Source organism: Micromonospora sp. NPDC048839, assembly GCF_040649915.1.
Lineage (GTDB): Bacteria > Actinomycetota > Actinomycetes > Mycobacteriales > Micromonosporaceae > Micromonospora.
Genome location: NZ_JBEZGL010000017.1, coordinates 113,720 through 133,501 on the forward strand (window position 1 = coordinate 113,720; position 19,782 = coordinate 133,501).

A 19,782-nucleotide genomic window follows, 5' to 3' on the forward strand; every position below is an offset into this window, starting at 1 on the left:
GCCGCGCCCCGCGCCCGCCTTCCGATCTGATGATTGCGCTCGATCCAGGATCGAGTGGCCTCCACGGCTGGCGAGGCCACTACATCCTGGTTCGAGCGCGATCTTGCGAGGTCGAGCGCGAGTTTGCGCGGCCAGCAGGCTCTGGGCCGTCAGCAGGACAAGGCACCGTCAGTCGCCCGGCACCCCGACAAAGAGCCTTGCGCCGCGCGGCGCCCCGCTCCGGGACGACCTCGCCGTCGCACACATCAGTCCCAGCGACCCCGCCAAGATCCGCAGGCGCATCCCAAGATCCGCGCAACTTCCCTGATGTTGCTGCCTCAGGTGCCCGGGAAGCAGCAACATCGGTGAAGTTGCGCGGATCTTGAAGTGGGAACGGGCGGGCGGGGGCGGGCGAGCCGACGGGCGAGCGACGGGCGGACGGGCGGGCGGACGGGCGGACGGGCGGGCGGGCGGGCGCGGGAGTGGGCGCGGACATCGCGGCGGTTGGTCGGTGGATGCGCCGGTGCGGACGTCGGCGGGGTCGGGTGGGTCAGGCTGGTTCGGTGACGAAGTCGATCAGGCGTTCCATCGCGTTGATCAGAGGTGTCTCCACGTCGGCGAAGCTGTTCACCCGGGAGAGGATGTGCCGCCACATCCCGGCCGGCTCGGCCACTCCGAGGGCCGCGCAGACCCCCTCCTTCCACGGCTGCCCCGGTGGCACCACCGGCCATGCCGCGATGCCCAGCGTCGCCGGCTTCACCGCCTGCCAGACGTCCACGTAGGGATGACCGGTGACCAGCACGTACGGCGAGTTCACCCGGGCGACGATCCGGCTCTCCTTGCTGCCCGGCACGAGGTGGTCGACGAGCACGCCGAGGCGTCGGGTCGGACCGGGGGCGAAGCCGCGTACCTCGGCGTCGAGGGCGTCGATGCCGTCCAACGGTTCGACGACCACTCCCTCGATCCGCAGGTCGTCGCCCCAGATCCGCTCGACCAGCGCGGCGTCGTGGATGCCCTCCACCCAGATCCGGCTGGCCTTCGCCACCTGGGCGCGGACGTTGTCCACCGCCACCGAACCGGATGCCGTCCGTCGACGGGCCGTCGGCACCGACGCGCGGCTCGGGCGGCGCAGCGTCACGGGACGGCCGTCGAGCAGGAACGCCGCCGGCAGCAGCGGGAAGTTGCGCCGTTTACCGTGCCGGTCCTCCAACACCACCGCGCCAGCCTCGAAACCCACCACGGCTCCGCAGAACCCGGAGTCGGCATCCTCGACCACGAGATCGGGTTCGGCGTCCACCTCTGGGGTGACCTTGCGCCGTCGCCAGTCTCCCGCCAACACGTCCTCGCCGTATCGCCCCGCCATGTCGATCACGCTAAACCCAGCCCGCGCCCACCCCCGCCCTCGACACACCGCCCCGCCCCAGGACCGCCGACCACACACCCACGCCAGGGGCCGGAGATTGGGGCGAACAGGGCAGTTGGGGGCAGGCCGGGCGACCGGAGCGGCAGTCGAGACAGGGCCGGTCGTGACCACGTACCCTTTCGGCATGTCCACCCCCGCAACGGGCGCGGCCACACTCACGCCGCGCCGGTCGAGCCGGTTCGTTGCCTGGGTGCGCGCGTGGCGCGCCGGGTTGGTGCCGTACGACGAGGTCGCCGACGCCATCGCCGGCGACGAGGAACATCTCGTCGCGGACGCCCCCGGCACCTGGACCGACGTCCCGCTGGGTGCCGCGCTGCCCACCCTGGCCAAGCTCTCCCCGGACGACATCCGCCTGGTGCTGCCCGCGCCGGGCGACCCCCGGGGGCTGCCCGGCCCCGGTGACTTCGCCGGCGCGGCGCTGGTCACGGGCGAGGCGGTGGTGGCCGGGGGGCTCGGGTTGATCCCGGAGGTCCGCTCGCACACCTCCGGCTCCGGGGACTGCTTCGAGACGGTGCTCTGGCGGGTCTACCCGCTGCCGGCCAACGCCCCCGCCGCGTCACTGTCGTTGCCGGGCGCCGCCGAGGCGGAGGCCGAGCTGGCCGCCGCGCTGGCCGAGACGACCGCCGCGCTGACCCGACTCGACGTGGCCCAGTGGCGACCCGAGTTGGCCGGTGCGCTGGCCGCGCTGCGCCGTCCGGACGGCGCCACCGACCTGCCACCGGGCTTCGACCCGCGAGCCCGCCGGCTCTTCGCCCGCGCCGCGGTGCTCGACCGGGTGCTCGCGTTGGCCGGGCACGCCGCGCCCGGCGGCGCGATCAACAACTACGAGGCCCAGCAGCGCGACGCGGCTCTGCGCCCCCTCACCGCGGCCTGCCGCCAGGCGCTGGTGGCCGCCTGCAACGCCCCCCTACGCCCCTGACGGAGGCAACCATGGCTGGCAACGCGCTGTTACTGCTGTTCGCCGCCGGTGAGGTGCTGTTCCTCGTCTGGATGATCATCGTGGTACGCCGCCAGCACCGAGGAATGGTGGCGGCCCGCCGAGGCCGGTCGGTCAGATCTCGTCGAGCAGGTCCGCGACCGAGTTGATGATCCGGGACGGGCGGTACGGGTAGCGCTCCGCCTCGGTGCGGCTGCTGATCCCGGTGAGCACCAGGATGGTCTCCAGCCCGGCCTCCAGGCCGCAGAGGATGTCGGTGTCCATCCGGTCGCCGATCATCGCGGTGGTCTCGGAGTGCGCGTTGATCGTGTTGAGCGCCGAGCGCATCATCATCGGGTTGGGTTTGCCGACGAAGTACGGCTCCACCCCGGTCGCCTTGGAGATCATCGCGGCGACCGAGCCGGCGGCCGGCAGCGCACCCTCTACTGAAGGGCCGGTCACGTCGGGGTTGGTGCAGATGAACCGCGCCCCGTCGTTGATCAGACGGACCGCCTTGGTGATCGCCTCGAAGCTGTAGGTGCGGGTCTCACCGAGCACCACGTAGTCCGGTGCGAAGTCGGTGAGCACGTAGCCGACCGCGTGCAGCGCGGTGGTCAGCCCGGCCTCACCGATGACGTACGCGGTGCCGCCGGGCCGCTGGTCGGCGAGGAACTGGCCGGTGGCCAGCGCGGACGACCAGATCGACTCCTCCGGCACGTCCAGCCCCATCCGGCTGAGGCGGGCCGTCAGGTCACGCGGGGTGTAGATCGAGTTGTTGGTCAGCACCAGGAACGGCTTGCCGGAGGCACGCATCCGGTTGATGAACTCCGGTGCCCCGGGCACCGGCTGGCCCTCGTGCACCAGCACGCCGTCCATGTCGGTCAGCCAACTCTGCACGGGCTTGCGGTCATGCATCGGTGCCCCCAGCAGGCGTCGGACGGCGGGTCGGTACGCAGCAGACGGTCGGGCAGGTGTCCCACATCGGCAGCTCGCCCAGGCGACGGCGCAGCTGCGCGCCGTCCGGGTCGGTCCGCTCGGTGATGAGCTCCCGCACCATGGTCACGAAGCGCGGGTCGGTGCCCGGGGTGGCGGCCCGGACGAAGTCCAGGCCGAGCTGCTTGGCCGTTTCCAGGGCCTCGGTGTCCAGGTCCCAGACGACCTCCAGGTGATCGGAGACGAAACCGATCGGGCTGACCACCACCGCTGTGGTGCCGCCCTGCGCGAGGGCGGTCAGGTGGTCGTTGATGTCCGGCTCCAGCCACGGCATCTGTGGTGGGCCGGAGCGGCTCTGCCAGACCAGGTCGTACGCGAGGTCGGGGGCGGCGGCCGCGGCCACGAGCCGGGCGGTCTCGTGCAGTTGTGCCTCGTACCGGCCGCCGTGCGGGCCGGCGTTGGCCGCCATGGAGCTGGGGATGGAGTGGGCGGTGAAGACCAGCCGGGTGCTGTCCCGCTTCGCCGGGTCGAGCTGGCCCAGTGCTGCCCGGACCGCGTCGGTGTGCGGCTCGACGAAGCCGGGGTGGTCCCAGAACTGGCGCAGCTTCTCGATCACCGGGGCGTCCGGGCCGACCGCGGCGCGCGCGGCGGCGATGTCCTCCTGGTACTGCCGGCAGGACGAGTAACCGCCGTACGCGCTGGTGACGAAGGCAAGCGCCCGGGTGACCCCGTCGTCGCGCATCTGGGTCACGGTGTCGGCGAGCATCGGGTCCCAGTTGCGGTTGCCCCAGTAGACGGGCAGGTCGAGGCCGTGCGCGGCGAGGTCGGCGCGGATCGCGGCCAGCAACTCGCGGTTCTGCTGGTTGATCGGGGACACCCCGCCGAAGTGCTGGTAGTGCTCGGCGACCTCGGCCAGCCGCTCGGGCGGCACGCCTCGACCCCGGGTCACGTTCTGCAGGAACGGCATCACGTCCTCGGGCCGCTCCGGGCCACCGAAGGACACCAGCACCACCGCGTCGTACGACATGGGGTCATTCTTGTCCCTCGACCGCGACGGCCCGGCGACGCCCCCTGGTCCGGACGCGTGGATCACGTGGACGGGAGCCAGGGAGCGTCGCGGTACAGCGTCAGGAGCCGATGGCGTGGTAGCCGCCGTCGACGTGGACGATCTCGCCGGTGGTGGCCGGGAACCAGTCGGACAGCAGCGCCAGGCAGGCCCGCGCGGCGGGCTCCTGGTCGGTGAGGTTCCAGCCCAGCGGGGCCCGCTCGGCCCAGACCTCCTCGAACTGGTCGAAGCCGGGGATCGACTTCGCGGCGATGGTGCGCAGCGGCCCGGCGGCCACCAGGTTGCTGCGGATGCCCTGCTTGCCCAGGTGCATGGCGAGGTAGCGGGATGCGGACTCCAGGCCGGCCTTGGCCACGCCCATCCAGTCGTAGACCGGCCACGCCTTCGTCGCGTCGAAGGTCAGGCCGACCACCGCACCACCGGGCGACATCAGCGGCAGCGCCGCCATGGCCAGCGACTTGTACGAGAAGGTGGAGACGTGCAGCGCGGTCGCCACGTCCTCCCAGGGGGCGTCGAGGAAGCCGCCGCCCAGGCAGCTCTGCGGGGCGAAGCCGATCGAGTGCACGACGCCGTCGAGGCCGTCGACGTGCTCGCGTACCCGGTCGGCGAGGCCGGCCAGGTGCTCGGTGTTGGTGACGTCCACCTCGATGACCGGGGCCGGCTCGGGCAGTCGCTTGGCGATCCGCTCGACCAGGGAGAGCCGGCCGTAGCCGGTGAGCACGACCTGCGCGCCGTTCTCCTGAGCGAGCTTCGCCACCGAGAAGGCGATCGAGGCGTCGGTGATGACACCGGTGACGAGCAGTCGCTTACCGGCGAGCAGTCCGGACATCGCTGATTTCCTCCGTAGTCAAAAGGGGTTAGTGGCCCATGCCGAGGCCGCCGTCGACGGGGATCACGGCGCCGGAGACGTACCCGGCGCTGTCGGAGGCCAGCCAGGTGACCACCCCGGCGACCTCGTCCGGGCTGGCCATCCGGCCGGCCGGGATCGACTTGCGGATCTCCGCCTTGCGGTCCTCGGGCAGGCCGGCGGTCATGTCGGTGTCGATGAAGCCGGGCGCCACCACGTTGGCGGTGATGTTGCGGCTGCCCAACTCCCGGGTGATCGAGCGGGCCACGCCGACCAGACCGGCCTTGCTGGCGGCGTAGTTGACCTGCCCGGCGCCACCGGCGAGGCCGACCACCGAGGAGATGAAGATCATGCGGCCCCACTTGGCGCGGAGCATCTTTCCGGAGGCCCGCTTGGCGACCCGGAACGCACCCGTGAGGTTGGTGTCCACCACCCCGGTGAACTGTTCCTCGGTCATTCGCAGCAGCAGCGTGTCGGCGGTCATGCCGGCGTTCGCGACGAGCACCTCGACCGGCCCCAACTCGGCTTCGACGGCGGTGAACGCGGCGTCGATCGAGGCCGCGTCGGTGACGTCGGCGCGGACGCCGAACAGCCCGTCGGGGGCCTCGCCGCTGCGATGGGTGACCGCCACCCGGTCGCCCTGCTTGGCGAAGGCCTGCGCGATGGCCAGGCCGATCCCCCGGTTACCCCCGGTCACCAGCACGGTACGGGCCACTGTTCCCCCTTGCGAATGGTCGGCACGGACGCGTCGGAGCCTAGGCGTTACCGGTAGGTAAGCGCTAACGGGAGTCACGTCACACTGAGGTACGACACCGGGATCAACCCCTGGTGGCACGCCTCGTGACGGGGTCGGCCCGTAGCCTCCGGAGGGTGAACCGGCATCCGATCGCGGTGTTCCTGCGGGCCCTACGGCAGACCCTGATAGGCCCGGACGCCCGGCCCGAACGGCCGCTGCTGGCCCGTTGGCCCGGACCAGCCCGTTACGCAGCCCCGGTCGGTCTGCTGGCCGTCCTCGGCCTCTTCCTGATCACGCTGACGGTGGAGAGCGACTGGGGCCTGCCGCCGCCGATCGCGTTGCTGTTCGCGGCGATGACGGTGGCACCGCTGCTGGCGCTGCCCCGGCGTCCGCTGCTGGCCTGGCGGCTGACGGTGCTGGCCCTGCTGATCTGCACGTTCAACGCGCCGGCCGACCAGGCCTGGCCGTGGACCCCGCCGCTGGCGCTCGGGTCGGTGGCGGTGATGGCGGTGGTCGTCGCGCGGGTCGATCGGCCGGTGCTGGCCTGGGTGGTGACGATCAGCACGGTGCCGGTGCTGACCTTCGTCGACCCCGACAACCGGGTTCCGGTCCTGCTGCTGCTCGGCGCGTTGGCGATCGTCGGCGACCTGATCCGGCGCAACCGGCTGTCCCGGCGGGCGCTGGACGCGCAGACCGAGCTGAGCGAACGAGAGCAGGAGCGGCGCGCGGTGCTGGAGGAGCGCACCCGGATCGCCCGGGAGATGCACGACGTGGTGGCGCACCACATGTCGCTGATCGCGGTGCAGGCGGAGACCGCGCCGTACCGGCTGGCCGACGTGCCCGCGCCGGCTGCCGCCGAGTTCGTCGCGATCGCCGCCTCGGCCCGCGACGCGCTCACCGACATGCGGCGGCTGTTGGGGGTGCTGCGCAGCGAGGCGACCGGCCCGCAGACCGCGCCGCAGCCGGACCTCACCGACCTGGGCGCGATGGTGGACGCGGCGCGCCGGGCCGGGCTGCCGGTCTCCCTGGACGCCGAGCCGATCAACGACGACCGGGTGCCCGCGCCGGTCGGGCTGGCCGCGTACCGCATCGTGCAGGAGAGCCTGGCCAACGCGGCCCGGCACGCGGCCGGGGCCGCGGTGCGGGTCACCGTCCGCACCGGTCCGTCCGGGCTGGGGGTACGCGTCGAGAACTCCCCGACCGACGTCCGACCGACCGCCGACGGCGGCTCCGGGCACGGGCTGACCGGCATGCGGGAGCGGGCCACCTCGCTGGGCGGTACGTTCACCGCCGGGCCGCTGCCCGACGGGGGCTACGCGGTGGCGGCCGAGTTGCCGTACGACGCGGAAGGCGGGGACGCGTGATCAAGGTGCTGATCGCCGACGACCAGGCGATGGTCCGACAGGGCTTCGGAGCGCTGCTCGCCGCCCAACCGGACCTGCTGGTCGTGGGTGACGCCGCCGACGGCGCGCAGGCCGTCGCCGCCACCCGCCGGCTCGACCCGGACGTGGTGCTGATGGACGTGCGGATGCCGGTCATGGACGGGCTGGAGGCCACCCGCAAGCTGCTCGGCGACCGGTCGGCGCAGCGCCCCCGGGTGCTCATCCTCACCACCTTCGACCTCGACGACTACGTGTACGAGGCGCTGCGCGCCGGGGCGAGCGGCTTCCTGCTCAAGGACGCGCCGGCGGCCGATCTGGTGCAGGCGGTTCGGGTGGTGGCGGCCGGGGACGCGCTGCTCGCCCCGGCGGTCACCCGCCGGTTGATCGCCGAGTTCGCGGCCCGCCCGGACCGCCGCCGGCCCCGCCCCACCGACCTGGCCGGGCTCACCCCCCGGGAAACCGAGGTGCTGCGGTTGATCGCCCGGGGTCGCAACAACGCGGAGATCGCCGGCGATCTGGTGGTCGCCGAGCAGACCGTGAAGACGCACGTCGGGCGGATCCTGGCCAAGCTGGGGTTGCGCGACCGGGCCCAGGCCGTGGTGCTGGCGTACGAGACGGGTCTGGTGGCCGCCGGCGAGTAGTCCCCCGGAGCCAGCCCGCAGACGGCTCCCCGGGACGACGACCGCGCACCGCCCTCCCGCGCACTGTGCCTCCGGACGACATTCCGGAGGGAGAACGACATGCGACGACGAGGTGCCAGCCGAGTGGCGCTGGCCGCGCTGCTCGGCGTGAACCTGGTCCTGCCGACCCGACCCGAGCCGGTCGCGGCGAGCGGGTTCGTGGAGGCGTACCCGGTCACGGCCGCGGCGATGCGCGCGGCGGGCCCGCCGTACGCGGACTGGGTGGCCGACGGGCGTCGTTTCCTCTCGTTCGACAGGCGCGGCGACGGCCGTACGGTCGAGGTGCTCGGCGACCTGGCCGACGCGGACCGGATCGCGGTGCTGGTGCCGGGGGTGGGCAGCACCCTGGCCGACTTCGACAGGGGTTTGGGCGGGGTGGCCCGACGGGCGCCGGCGGCGCAGGCCCGGCAGCTCTACCGGGAGTTGCGGGCGAGCGAGCCGTCGGCGCGGGTCGCGGTGCTGGCCTGGCTCGGCTACGACCCGCCCGACGGGGTGGTGACGGCCGCCGGTGGTCTCAGCGCCCGGCGCGGCGCGGCCGGGCTGGCCGGGCTGCTGCGGGAGTTGGCCGCGCGTCGTCCGGCGGCGACGATCACCCTGGTCGGGCACAGCTACGGGTCGCTGGTGGTGGCCCTGGCGGCTGCGGGCGCCCCGGCCCAGGTCACCGACGTGGTGAGCCTCGGCGGCGTCGGCGCCGGCGTGCAGCGCGCCGACGACCTGCCCGGCGGGCGGCGGTTCTGGGCGGCGGAGGCGAGCACCGACTGGATCCGTCGGGTTCCGCCGGTACGGCTGCCCGGTCTCGGCTTCGGCCGCCGTCCCGGCGACCCGTCGTTCGGCGCCCGCACCCTGCCGGTGAGTGGGGTGACCGGGCACGACGGCTACCTGGCCCCGGGCAGCGCCACGCTCGTCGCGGTGGCGGCCGTCGTGCTGGGCAGTGTTGACGCCGACCGGGTCGGGGACCCGCGGTGAACCGGGACCGTACCGTCGACGCGTTGCGGGCGTACGCCATCGGCGGGGTGGTGCTGGGACACTGGCTGGTCACCGGGTTGGTGCTGACCGAAGACGGCGGGCTGCACCAGGCCAGCCCTCTCACCGCGTTGCCCGCTCTGGCCCCGGTGACCTGGGTGTTGCAGACGCTCGGCCTGTTCTTCTTCACCGCCGGCTTCGGCTCGGCCCGATCGTTGGCCGGTCACCGGGGCGGCCCGGGTGGCTGGTTGGCCCGTCGCCTGCGTGGGTTGCTGCTGCCGACGGTGGCGCTGCTCGGGGTGGGTGCCGCCGTGCTGCTCGCCGCCACCGTGGCCGGCACCCCGGACGACACGCTCGCCGTCGCGCTGCGACTCGCGATCAGTCCGCTGTGGTTCCTGGTGCCGCTGGTGTTCCTCATCGCGATGACCGGACCGTCGCGCGCCGCCGTCCGCCGGTGGGGGTTGGGCCGTTGCGTCGTACCGGCGGTGGTCGTGGTCGCCGCGGCGGACGTGGCGGTGCGTCTGCTGCCGGCCGGCAGCCACCTGCCACCGGTCAGCGTGGTGGCGGCCTGGTCCGTGCCGTACCTGCTGGGCGTGGCGCACGCCGACGGGCGGTTGGCCGGCCGACGGGCGGCGGGCACGCTCGCGGCCGGCGGGGTGGCCGCGCTCACCGCGTTGCTGGCCCTGGGCTACCCGGTGAGCGCGGTCGGCGTGCCCGGGGCCGGGGTGTCCAACCTCAACCCGCCGTCGCTGCTGGCGGTGGCGCTGGCGGTGACCCAGGTCGGTCTGGGGCTGCTCGCCCGGCCGGCGCTGCAACGGCTGCTGGCCCGGCCGGTGCCGGGCCGAGCGGTGACCGAGGTGAACAGTTGCGCGTTCCGGATCTATCTGTGCCACCAGCCGATCCTGGTGGGGGTGACCGCGCTCACCGCCCGCGGCGGGCTGGCGCTGCCCGGGTTGCACACCGCGCCGGACGGCCCGGGCTGGGTGCTGGCGCGCTTGTGCTGGCTGCCGTTGCTCGCCGCGGTGCTGGTCACGATCGTGCGGACGGGCCAGTCGCGGCCGGGGCGCCGACCGGGCGGTGGAGGGGTCGCCGGCCGGTCGGCCGAGTGCGTCTCGTCGGCTCCGCAGGTGTACGATCATCGACGTTCCGGCCCGCCCGACTTGCAGGAGGTGATCGCTGTGCGAGATAGCGATCCTCCCAGTCGTGGCCGGGCCGATGGTCAGCCCCGCTGAGCCACGACTCAGTCTGGTGAGCTGACCCCGCTCCGCTCCCCCGCTCCTCGGCACACGCCGAGGAGTGTGCCGCGCCGTCCGGTTCGCCGACGGTCGCCGGGAGCCGCCCGGTCACGACTTCGTGTGCGCGTCCCCACCCCCTGCGGTCCGCCCCCGCACGCGGACCGTCCAGCCGCCACCCGGAGCCGTCCATGAGCCGCTACGTCGCCCCGCTGGGCTTCACCCTCGCCGCCGTCTGGGTGGCCATCGTCTTCGTGCTCGCCGGCGGCGGCCACTGAGGTGGTGCTGACCGGCGGCGGTCGGTGACCGCCGCCGGTGCACCGCTCAGAGCATCCGCGACGACCACACCAGGCTGAGCGCCCCGGCGCAGAGCGCCAGCAGCAGCGCCAACCCGGCGTACCACTGGGTCACCTCCCGCGGCTCGGTCCGGAAGCCGATCGAGCTGCCCATGTCCTGGTAGACCTGCTTCAGCTCGCTCACCGAGGCCGCCTCGTAGAAGTAGCCCTCGGTGGTCTCGGCAAGCTCGGCCAGGGCCAACCGGTCCACCGGTACCCGCTGCAACTGCCCGCCGATGTCGACCTGGCCGGTGTCGGTGCCGAACGCGATGGTGGAGACCGGGACGTTCGCCGCCTGCGCGGCGGCCGCCGCCTCCTCCACCGCCCGCCCGGAGGTGCGGAACCCGTCGGAGAGCAGCACGATCCGTGCCGGCGGGATGCCCGCCGCGCCGTCGGCCGGCACCGACCGGATCGCCTCCAGACAGGTGAACACCGCCTCACCGGTAGCGGTCGCCTCGGCCAGCACCAGACCGTCGATGGCGCTCGTCACCGCCTCCCGGTCCTTGCCCGGCGGCACCAGCACGTTCGCCGCCTTGGCGAACGACACGAGACCCAGGTTGTAGCTCTCCGGCAGCTCACCGACGAACTGCTTGGCCGCCTCCTGCGCCGCCTCCAACCGGTTCGGCGCCACGTCGTCGGCCTGCATCGACAGCGACACGTCGATGGCGAGCATCACGGTGGCCCGCTCCAGTGGCTCCCGGGTGTCCACCGCCGGCCGGGCCAGCGCGGTGGCCAGCACCAGCAGGCAGAGCAGGAACGCCGTCGCCGGAACGTGCCGACGCCACCCGAGCCCCTTCGGGGCCACCGTACGCAGCAGGTCCACATTGGTGAACCGCATCGCGAACGCCCGACGGTGCAGCTGCCGCCAGATGTAGAACGCCGCGAGGGCGAGCACCGGCAGCACCGCCAACAGCCACCACGGTTGCATGAAACGGATCATCGTGTCGTCCCCCGGGTACGCGCGTGCCGCTGCGCGGCCACGAATCGCACCATGTCCAGCAGCCAGTCTCGGTCCGTACGCAGACGCAGGTGGGCCGCGCCGGCGCCACGCAGGGCGGCGGCGATGGTGGCCCGTTGGGCGGTCGCGGCGTCGGCGTAGCGCTGCCGCAGCCGTGGATCGGCGGTCTGCACCTCGTGCAGCTCGCCGCTCTCCGGGTCGACCACCGGCAACACCCCCACGTCGGGCAACTCCAGCTCGCGCGGGTCGATCACCTCGATCGCGAGCACGTCGTGGCGTACCCGCAGCTTGCGCATCGGCCGCGCCCACTGCTCGGCCGGCGCGAGGAAGTCCGAGATCACCACTGCCACCCCGCGCCGACGCGGCGGGCGGTTGAGCATCTCGATGAGGGCGCCCAGGTCACCACGGCCGGGCTGGATGGCGGTGCCGGCGAGGGTACGCAGCAGGCCCTGCGCCTCCTTGCGGCCGGAGCGGGCCGGCAGCCGGGTGAGCACCCCGGGGCCGGCCGGCGGTGCTGCTCTGCCACGCCAGCGGCGGGCCGGTGCGGACACACCGCCACCGGTGCCGATCACCGCGCCGATCCGGTTGCCGCCGCGCACGGTCAGGTGGGTGACGGCTGCCGCGGCGGCCACCACCACCTCACGTTTGAGCCACGTCCCGGTGCCGAAGTCCAGGCTGGCGGACAGGTCCACCGCCAACCAGGTCTCCAGTTCCCGGTCGGCGACCGTACGCCGCACGTGCGGTGTGGTGGTCCGTGCGGTGACCGGCCAGTCCATCCGGCGCACGTCGTCGCCCGGGCGGTACTCCCGGGATTCGCCCGCCTCGCTGCCCGGCCCGGGCAGCAGACCGGCGTAGTCGCCCTGGAGCAGACCGTCGAGTTTGCGGGTGACGAGCAGTTGCAGCCGGGACAGCACGGCCTCGCTGCGGTCGGGGGCGGGACGAGGGGTGGGTGAGGTCACGGCCGCTGCCCGGGCCAGCCAGCGCCCGGCGGCGGCGCGATCGTCGACGGCGTGGCCTGCTGCCGGGGCGCGACCGCCGGCAGCGGAATTGTCGACATCACCCGGTGCACGATGTGGTCGGCGGGCACGTCGTCGGCGAGCGCGTCGTAGCTGAGCACCAACCGGTGCCGCAGGATGTCCGGCGCGATGTCCTGCACGTCCTGCGGCAGGGCGTAGTCGCGCCCGCGCAGCAGCGCCAGCGCACGCGTCGCCCGGACCAGGCCCAGCGAGGCGCGTGGGCTGGCCCCGTACTGGATCAGTTGCGCGACGTCGGGCATGCCGTGCTCGGCGGGGGTACGCGTCGCCAGCACCAACCGGACCGCGTAGTCGACCAGGGCGTTGTGCACGAAGACCTGGTCCGCCTTGCGTTGCAGGGCGACCAGCTCGGGTGTGTCGAAGACCGCGCTCGGCTCGGGCGCGGACACCCCCATCCGGTAGACGATCTCGCGTTCCTCCGCGTCGGTCGGGTAGCCCACCACGATCTTCATGAGGAACCGGTCGCGTTGCGCCTCCGGCAGCGGGTAGACACCCTCCTGCTCGATCGGGTTCTGGGTGGCCATCACCAGGAACGGGTCGGGCACCCGGTGGCTCTCGCCGCCGATGGACACCTGCCGCTCGCTCATCACCTCCAGTAGCGCGGACTGCACCTTCGCCGGAGCCCGGTTGATCTCGTCGGCGAGCAGGAAGTTGACGAAGACCGGCCCCAGCTCGACGTCGAACTTCTCGCTGGACTGCCGGTAGATGCGGGTGCCCATGATGTCGGCGGGCACCAGGTCCGGGGTGAACTGCACCCGGGCGAACGACCCGCCGACGACCTTGGCGAGGGTCTCCACCGCCAGGGTCTTGGCGACCCCGGGCACCCCTTCGAGCAGGCAGTGACCGCGAGCGAGCAGCGCGACGAACATCCGCTCCACCATCCGGTCCTGCCCGACGATCACACGTTTGATCTCGAACAGCGCCTTCTCCAACAGAGTGGCGTCCTGCGCGGGGGTGGTCACCGGCGCAGGTGCCGCTCCGTTCGGCGTCGGGGCGTCGGGCATGGTCGGCTGGGCCACCGGTCCTCCACAGCGTTTGTCGGTCGTCGCGGCTCGTGCGGTATCAAGACTCGCATGCCTTGCTGAGTGTCGAGGTGGGGAGAAGCCGATTTTCGCCGCGCCAGCCGCGGCAGCAGAATCGCCCGTCGAGGGTGTACCTGGACCGGCCTGCCGCGTGTACGATTCACCCCGTCGCCGGGCGGCTCCCCCCGTGGTCGCCCGGCGATCAAACTTCCCGTGCGGCCACCCCTAGACTGGCCCGGATGAGCATCCCCTCCACCGCCGACGACGCCCTCGTCTGTTCGGCCCGCGGCTGTCGGGCCGCCGCTGTCTGGGCCCTGGAGTGGAACAATCCCCGGCTGCACGACGCCGATCGGCGCAAGACCTGGCTGGCCTGCGCCGACCACCGGACCAGCCTCGGTGACTTCCTGGACGCTCGCGGCTTCCTGCGTGACGTCACCGCGGTGCCCGGATCGCCTACGCTCGACACGTGAGCACCCCCGGCGCCCCACCGCCTTCCGGACCCGACGCCTCGACGGCCGCACCGGCGGGCCGCGGGCCGCTGGAGCCCTGGCCGGACACGGTCAACTGGCAGCCGATCTCCACCGACCTGATCTGGGTGGAGCTGATCCGGCTGGCGATCGTGGTCGCCATCGGGCTGGCGGTGACGGCGGTCGGCTGGGCGCTCAGCGGCCAGTGGCTGTTCGGGCTCGCCGTCGCCGTCGTGGTGGTGCTCGGCGTGTGGCGGGCCATCGCGATCGGCCGGGCGGTCCGGGCCTGGGGGTACGCCGAGCGGGAGAACGACCTGCTGGTCCGGCACGGGTTGCTGGTCCGCCGGCTCTCCATCGTGCCGTACTCGCGGATGCAGTTCGTCGACGTGAGCGCCGGGCCGTTGGAGCGCGCCTTCGACCTGGCCACCGTGCAGTTGCACACTGCGGCGGCGGCGAGCGACGCCCGGGTTCCCGGGCTGCGGCCGACGGAGGCGTCCCGGCTGCGCGATCGGCTCACCGCGCTCGGCGAGGACCGGGCGGAGGGGCTGTGAGCACCCGCGCGGGCAACCACCGTCCCCGCCGAGGGCCGCTGCGATGAGCGACGGGCCGAGCACCTCGCCACCCACTGGCCCGACGCCACCCGGGCCGGTGCTGCCCGCTGGCCCGGCAGCCACTGGTGTGCCAGGCACCGACGCGGCTCCCGCTGACCCGTTCGGCGCGCCCGAACCGTGGCCGGCACCACCCGGCGGCGGCGAGGGCGAACCCCGGCAGCGACTGCACCCGCTCAGCCCGGTGCTGCACGGCGCCAAGTCCCTCGTCGTGGTGATCGCCGGGCTGTCCTGGTCGACGCTGTCCCGGGTCGGCTTCGGCTGGTTCGCCGCGATGGTGGCGGTGCTGGCGCTCGGCGCGACAGTGCTCTCGGTGATCAGCTGGTACAACACCGGCTACCACGTCGTCGGCCGGGAACTTCGGGTGTACGAGGGGCTGCTCTGGCGGCGTACCCGGGCCATCCCGTTGGAACGGTTGCAGGCCGTGGAGGTGGTCCGGCCGCTGCTCGCCCAGCTCACCGGCCTGGCCGAGCTGCGCCTGGAAGTGGTCGGCGGAGGCAAGACCGAGGCGCCACTGGCGTACCTCGGGGTGGCCGACGCGGCCCTGCTGCGCGAGCGCCTGCTGGCGCTGGCCGGGCGGGTGGCGCAGCTACCCGCCCCCGGCGACGCGACCGCCCCGGTGGCCCCGGGTGCGACGGCGCCACCGGCGGCCGCGCCCGGCCGGCCACTGCACGCGGTACGCAACCAGACCCTGCTGATCAGCCAACTGCTCACTCCGCAGGCGTTCCTGCTCCCGTTCGGTGTGGCCTTCGTCGTGGTGCAGTTCCTCACGGCCGAATCGTGGTCGTTCGTGGCGGTGGCGAGCACCCTGACCGCGATGGCGGGTGTGCTGCTGCAACCGATCCGCCGCGTCCTCGACGACTGGAACTTCCGGCTGGCCCGCGACGGCGGCACGCTGCGGGTGCACAACGGCCTGCTGGAGACGCGGGCGCAGACCGTGCCGCTGGAGCGGGTGCAGACCGTGCGGGCCACCTGGCCGCTGCTCTGGCGGATGAAGGGCTGGCTGCGGCTGCGGCTGGAGGTGGCCGGTTACTCCGTCGCGGAGGCCGACGACCGCAGTCGGCCCGACCGGCTGCTGCCGGTCGGCGACCTGCCGACGGCGACGATGATCGTCGCCGAGGTGCTCCCCGGGGTACGCCTCGACGCGCTTCCGCTGAGCCCACCTCCGCGCCGGACCCGTTGGCTGCACCCACTGGGCCGTGCCGCGTTCGGCGCGGGGCTGTTCGAGCGGGTCTTCGCCACCCGGTCCGGGCGGCTCACCCGGCAGTTGGTGATCGTGCCGTACGCCCGGATCCAGAGCGTACGAGTGGTCCAGGGACCCATCCAGCGCCGTCTCGGGTTGGCCACCGTGCACGCGGACACCGCGGGCGGCTCCGGCGCCACCGCCCAGGACCGCGACCTGGCAGAGGCCTGGTCCCTGGCAGCGGACCTGACCGAAAGAGCCCACCAGGCCCGCACCCAACCCTGACCCGCCCCCGCCGCCCCCGCCCCCGCCGCCCCCGCCCCCGCCGCTCCTGCCCGCCCGCGCTGCCCGCGCTGCCCGCGCTGCCCGCCCCGGTGATCATGGAGTTATTGCCCTCTCGCTCGGCGTGTCGAGGCAATAACTCCATGATCACCGGGCGGGGGCGGGGCCGGAGGGCGGGGGGGCGGGAGGCCGGAGGGCGGAGGGCGGGAGGCCGGAGGGCGGGAGGCCGGAGGGCGGGAGGCCGGAGGGCGGGAGGCCGGGGTGGGGGTTAGTGGTCGGCGGGGATCGCGGGGTGGGTTGTGGTGGTGTCTGGTTGCCGGGGGGTGGAGGGATCGCCGGGCGGGGGGTCAGCGGGGGTCGGCGGGGTTTCCGTGGCCGGCTTGGCGCGCGGGTGGCGGACGCGCCACGCTGCCCAACCACGCTCCGCCAGACCGACCGCCAGGAACGTCAGCCCCACGTACGCCCAGCCGACCAGCACGTCGATCACGTAGTGCTCACCCGAGTAGACCAGGGTGAAGGTCATCGCCAGCGGGTACGCGAGCAGCAGCGGCCACCAGCGACGGCGGGTGGCGGTCAGGAAGAACAGCACCACGAACAACGCCCACGCGGTGTGCAGCGACGGCATCGCGGCGACCGGGTTGGAGGCGATCTGGCCGGCGTTGAGCACGTTGCCGGCACCGTGCATGCCGAACGCCTTCCAGCCCCGGGTGGAGATCCGGGCGACCTCGGTGAGCAGCCCGTTCTGCGCCGCCCACCAGGGCGGGGCGGCCGGGTAGATGAAGTAGGTCACCAGGCCGGCGGCGCAGAGGAACCCCCAGCGCCGCATGTACGCCGCCCAGCGGTGCCGGTCGCGCAGCCAGAGCACCGCGGCGGCGGTCAGCGCCACCACGAAGTGGGAGAAGTACACCCAGCTCGCGGCGACGTCCCACCAGTGCACCTGCGGGTGGTAGAGGTGCTGCTGCAACCAGACGGTGGGCACCTCCCCGCCGGTGGCCCAGCCGAACATGAACCGGTCGGCGACGATCAACTCCATCGCGTGCGGCGTGGCCCCGTTGTCGGCGAACCCGCGCGAGAGGTTGTAGATCACGAACAGCAGCACCACCGGCACCCAGTCCCGGGCGAAGCGCAGGTGGCTGCGCCAGGGCCGGTCGCTGTTCCAGGCGATGGTCGCGAGCCAGATCCAGACGAAGGCGTACGCCGGGTCGGTGGGCAGGCCGATGGCCAGCCACGCGGCGACGAAGGCGACCGCCCACACGGTCATCGCGACGACGCGCCGACGACCCCCGTCCGGGGACGCGGGCGGGTCGGTCCGGGCGGGGGGCTGGGGGTCAGTCACGACGGCCATCGGGGTCAAGGTTAACGACGGGTACGGCATCGACCGACGGGGACCACCCGGTGGTCGTCGCGGGCGGGTGCGCCCGGATCGCCGGGCGCGTGCTCACCGTGTCCGGCGAACACCTAGGCTGACCACCATGCAGGAGCAGCCCGAGCCGGCCTTCGCGCCGGGTCTGACCGCCCAGGTCGAGTTGACCGTCACCGACGCGGACACCGCCCAGGCGGTCGGTTCCGGGGACGTACCGGTGTTGGGCACTCCCCGGGTGCTGGCGCTGGCCGAGGCGGCCACCGTGGCGGCGACGACGACCGGGATGCCGCCCGGGTCGACGACCGTGGGCACCCGGGTCGAGTTGGAGCACCTGGCGCCGACCGTGGTCGGCCGGACGGTCCGGGCGCAGGCGCTGCTGGCGACCGTCGACGGTCGCCGGTTGTCGTTCGAGGTCACGGTCAGCGACGGTGACCAGACGGTGGCCCGGGGTCGGGTGGATCGGATCCTGGTGGACCGGCAACGCTTCGTCGAACGAGCCGGGCGTCCGTCGTGACCACCGGGTTCGTCGAGGTCGCCGACCGGGTGCACGTGCTTCGCGAACCACTGCTGCGGGTCAACGTCACACTCGTCGTCGGGGACGACGAGGCGCTCCTGGTGGACACGCTCTCGTCGGCCGCGCAGGCCACCGCCCTGGCCGCCGCCGTCCGGACGATCACCGACCGCCCGTTGACACTCGTCAACACCCACCACCACTACGACCACTGCTTCGGCAACGCCGTCCTGGCCGGCGACCCACCCCGCCCGGTGTACGCGCACCAGCTGGCCGCCACGGCGCTGCGCACGGACCCGGAGGGGCTGCGCCGGGAGGCGTACGCGGAGCTGCGCGAGGAACATCCGGCGCTCGCCGCCGAGCTGGCCGACACCCCGCTGCTCGCCCCCACACACACCGTGCACACCGAGACGTCGCTCGACCTGGGTGGCCGGCGGGTGCTGCTGCGTCACCCGGGGCGGGGGCACACCGACGCGGATCTGGTGGTGCACGTGCCGGACGCCGACGTGCTCGTCGCCGGGGACCTGGTGGAGCAGAGCGGGCCGCCCGCCTTCGAGGACGCGTACCCCCTGCGGTGGCCGGACGCGGTCGCGGACCTGCTGCGGCTGACCACCGCGCGCACGGTGGTGGTGCCGGGTCACGGCGACCCGGTGGACGTCGAGTTTGTCCGCGCCCAACATGCCGACCTGGTGCGGCTGGCCTGGCTGATCCGGGCCGCGCACACCGGCAGCGCGCCGCCCGAGAGGGTGGCCGCGGAGGCTCCCTTCGGCGCCCGCGCCGCCCTGGTCGCCGCCCGCCGCGGCTACCGCGAGCTGGACGGCGAGGCCTAACCCGCGAAGCGGCGTTCGACGTCGGCGCGGGTGGGCATGGCGGTGGCGCCACCGGGGCGCTCGCAGACCAGGCCCGCCACCCGCAGCGCGAACGCGACCCGCTCGACCCACCCTGCCGGGGAGTCCGGTTCGCCGTCGTTGAGCAGGTCGGCGATCAGCGCGGCCAGCACCGAGTCACCGGCGCCGGTGGCGTCGACCGCGTCGACCTTCGGGGCCGGCACCCGGACCGGGTCGGCGTCGGCGGCGGCCAGCACCGCGCCGGCCGCGCCGAGCGTCACCACCACCGTGGCGGCCCCCAACTCGCGCAGGTACGCGGCGACCCCCTCGACCGGTTCACCCGGGTAGAGCAGCCCGGCGTCGGCGGAGCTCAGCTTGACCAGGTGCGCCCCGGGGGCGAATTCGGCCACCACCTGGCGGAGCCCGTCCAGCGCCTCCGGCCCGTCCAGCACCCGGGGGCGCACGTTCGGGTCGAAGACCCGCAGACCCGTGGCGAGCGACCAGGCGCGCCGGGCGGCGGCCAGCGGGCCGGGCTGGAGCAGCGCGATCGAGCCGCAGCAGACCACGTCGGCGCCCTCCACCAGCGCGAGGTCCAGGTCGTCGGGGCCGAGCAGGCCGTAGGACGCCGGTTCGCCGTAGAAACGGAAGTCGGGTTCCGGCCCGGCGTAGGTGACCACCGCGAGCGTGGTCGGCGCTGGCACCGTCACCGCACCGGCCACCCCGACGTCCGCCGCGGTGAGGAAGGCGCGGATCCGACCGCCCAGCACGTCGTCGCCGAGGGACCCGACGAACTGTGCCGCACCGCCGAGGCGGGCCACCCCGACGGCGACGTTGAGCGGCCCGCCGCCGACCGCCTGCCGGTAGACCCGCTCCCCGTCGCGCTCGGTGTCGAGCAGGTCGACGAGTGCCTCGCCGAGCACCACCGCGTACCCCATGGGAGATCCTCTCGTCGTCACCAACCACCGGCCGCCGCCCGCCGAGCCGATCGCCGTGCCCCCAGGCTGGCACAGCGCGCCGCTCGGTGGGCACCGAAGC

General features: G+C 73.7%; 20 protein-coding genes. 10 read left to right on the forward strand and 10 right to left on the reverse strand.

Annotation, left to right across the window (positions count from 1 at the left end):
* Positions 1-529: 529 nt before the first annotated feature.
* A complete protein-coding gene (locus AB0C25_RS27425) occupies positions 530-1,342 on the reverse strand; it encodes a DUF3097 domain-containing protein (RefSeq protein ID WP_357377061.1) in 813 nt (270 codons plus the stop codon).
* A gap of 184 nt (positions 1,343-1,526) precedes the next feature.
* Here AB0C25_RS27425 and AB0C25_RS27430 point away from each other — a divergent pair, with 184 nt between their 5' ends.
* A complete protein-coding gene (locus AB0C25_RS27430) occupies positions 1,527-2,321 on the forward strand; it encodes a hypothetical protein (protein WP_357377062.1) in 795 nt (264 codons plus the stop codon).
* 132 nt (positions 2,322-2,453) lie between these two features.
* On the opposite strand, the gene AB0C25_RS27435 is transcribed toward AB0C25_RS27430, so the two are convergent.
* From AB0C25_RS27435 to fabG, 4 genes are all read right to left on the reverse strand, one after another.
* Positions 2,454-3,233, reverse strand: a complete 780-nt coding sequence (locus tag AB0C25_RS27435) for an HAD-IIA family hydrolase (RefSeq protein WP_007462546.1) — start codon at positions 3,231-3,233, stop codon at positions 2,454-2,456.
* Positions 3,226-4,278 (reverse strand): ferrochelatase, encoded by a 1,053-nt coding sequence (locus tag AB0C25_RS27440; RefSeq protein WP_357377063.1) that lies wholly within the window; start codon positions 4,276-4,278, stop codon positions 3,226-3,228. Before AB0C25_RS27440 ends, AB0C25_RS27435 begins: the two co-directional genes overlap by 8 nt.
* A gap of 100 nt (positions 4,279-4,378) precedes the next feature.
* Positions 4,379-5,146, reverse strand: a complete 768-nt coding sequence (fabI, locus tag AB0C25_RS27445) for an enoyl-ACP reductase FabI (RefSeq protein WP_357377064.1) — start codon at positions 5,144-5,146, stop codon at positions 4,379-4,381.
* A 28-nt stretch (positions 5,147-5,174) separates the two neighbouring features.
* A complete protein-coding gene (fabG, locus tag AB0C25_RS27450; protein ID WP_357377065.1) occupies positions 5,175-5,879 on the reverse strand; it encodes a 3-oxoacyl-ACP reductase FabG in 705 nt (234 codons plus the stop codon).
* 155 nt (positions 5,880-6,034) lie between these two features.
* Here fabG and AB0C25_RS27455 point away from each other — a divergent pair, with 155 nt between their 5' ends.
* From AB0C25_RS27455 to AB0C25_RS27470, 4 genes are all read left to right on the forward strand, one after another.
* On the forward strand, positions 6,035-7,264 hold the full coding sequence (locus tag AB0C25_RS27455; RefSeq protein WP_357377066.1) for a histidine kinase: 1,230 nt from the start codon (positions 6,035-6,037) through the stop codon (positions 7,262-7,264).
* Positions 7,261-7,923 (forward strand): response regulator transcription factor, encoded by a 663-nt coding sequence (locus AB0C25_RS27460; protein WP_357248668.1) that lies wholly within the window; start codon positions 7,261-7,263, stop codon positions 7,921-7,923. Before AB0C25_RS27455 ends, AB0C25_RS27460 begins: the two co-directional genes overlap by 4 nt.
* A 99-nt stretch (positions 7,924-8,022) precedes the next feature.
* Positions 8,023-8,928 (forward strand): alpha/beta hydrolase, encoded by a 906-nt coding sequence (locus AB0C25_RS27465; RefSeq protein WP_357377067.1) that lies wholly within the window; start codon positions 8,023-8,025, stop codon positions 8,926-8,928.
* A complete protein-coding gene (locus AB0C25_RS27470; RefSeq protein ID WP_357377068.1) occupies positions 8,925-10,157 on the forward strand; it encodes an acyltransferase family protein in 1,233 nt (410 codons plus the stop codon). The genes AB0C25_RS27465 and AB0C25_RS27470 overlap by 4 nt, the downstream gene beginning before the upstream one ends.
* Before the next feature lie 324 nt (positions 10,158-10,481).
* Here the strand turns inward: AB0C25_RS27470 and AB0C25_RS27475 are convergent, their stop codons facing one another.
* Genes AB0C25_RS27475 through AB0C25_RS27485 form a run of 3 tightly spaced genes read right to left on the reverse strand, consistent with a single transcriptional unit; the run spans position 10,482 to position 13,503 of the window.
* Complete coding sequence (locus AB0C25_RS27475; RefSeq protein WP_357377069.1) at positions 10,482-11,432, reverse strand: VWA domain-containing protein; 951 nt, start codon at positions 11,430-11,432, stop codon at positions 10,482-10,484.
* Positions 11,429-12,427 (reverse strand): DUF58 domain-containing protein, encoded by a 999-nt coding sequence (locus AB0C25_RS27480; RefSeq protein ID WP_357377094.1) that lies wholly within the window; start codon positions 12,425-12,427, stop codon positions 11,429-11,431. The genes AB0C25_RS27475 and AB0C25_RS27480 overlap by 4 nt, the downstream gene beginning before the upstream one ends.
* Positions 12,406-13,503 (reverse strand): MoxR family ATPase, encoded by a 1,098-nt coding sequence (locus AB0C25_RS27485; RefSeq protein WP_357377070.1) that lies wholly within the window; start codon positions 13,501-13,503, stop codon positions 12,406-12,408. The genes AB0C25_RS27480 and AB0C25_RS27485 overlap by 22 nt, the downstream gene beginning before the upstream one ends.
* A gap of 242 nt (positions 13,504-13,745) precedes the next feature.
* Between AB0C25_RS27485 and AB0C25_RS27490 the strand changes: the two genes are divergently transcribed.
* The 3 genes from AB0C25_RS27490 (at position 13,746) to AB0C25_RS27500 (ending at position 16,049) form a co-directional block, all read left to right on the forward strand.
* Entirely contained in the window at positions 13,746-13,976 is a 231-nt protein-coding gene (locus AB0C25_RS27490) for a hypothetical protein (RefSeq protein WP_357377071.1), read from the forward strand.
* 68 nt (positions 13,977-14,044) lie between these two features.
* A complete protein-coding gene (locus AB0C25_RS27495; protein WP_357377095.1) occupies positions 14,045-14,524 on the forward strand; it encodes a PH domain-containing protein in 480 nt (159 codons plus the stop codon).
* A 43-nt stretch (positions 14,525-14,567) separates the two neighbouring features.
* Positions 14,568-16,049, forward strand: a complete 1,482-nt coding sequence (locus AB0C25_RS27500; RefSeq protein WP_357377072.1) for a PH domain-containing protein — start codon at positions 14,568-14,570, stop codon at positions 16,047-16,049.
* Between the two features lie 265 nt (positions 16,050-16,314).
* Here the strand turns inward: AB0C25_RS27500 and AB0C25_RS27505 are convergent, their stop codons facing one another.
* The gene (locus tag AB0C25_RS27505) at positions 16,315-17,391 is read right to left on the reverse strand and encodes a phosphatase PAP2 family protein (protein WP_357377073.1); all 1,077 of its coding nucleotides are present in this window, start codon (positions 17,389-17,391) and stop codon (positions 16,315-16,317) included.
* Positions 17,392-17,518: 127 nt separating this feature from the next.
* Between AB0C25_RS27505 and AB0C25_RS27510 the strand changes: the two genes are divergently transcribed.
* Positions 17,519-17,923, forward strand: a complete 405-nt coding sequence (locus AB0C25_RS27510; RefSeq protein ID WP_357377074.1) for a hotdog domain-containing protein — start codon at positions 17,519-17,521, stop codon at positions 17,921-17,923.
* On the forward strand, positions 17,920-18,750 hold the full coding sequence (locus AB0C25_RS27515) for an MBL fold metallo-hydrolase (protein WP_357377075.1): 831 nt from the start codon (positions 17,920-17,922) through the stop codon (positions 18,748-18,750). Before AB0C25_RS27510 ends, AB0C25_RS27515 begins: the two co-directional genes overlap by 4 nt.
* On the opposite strand, the gene AB0C25_RS27520 is transcribed toward AB0C25_RS27515, so the two are convergent.
* Complete coding sequence (locus AB0C25_RS27520) at positions 18,747-19,682, reverse strand: PfkB family carbohydrate kinase (RefSeq protein ID WP_357377076.1); 936 nt, start codon at positions 19,680-19,682, stop codon at positions 18,747-18,749. The genes AB0C25_RS27515 and AB0C25_RS27520 overlap by 4 nt on opposite strands.
* Positions 19,683-19,782: the final 100 nt, after the last annotated feature.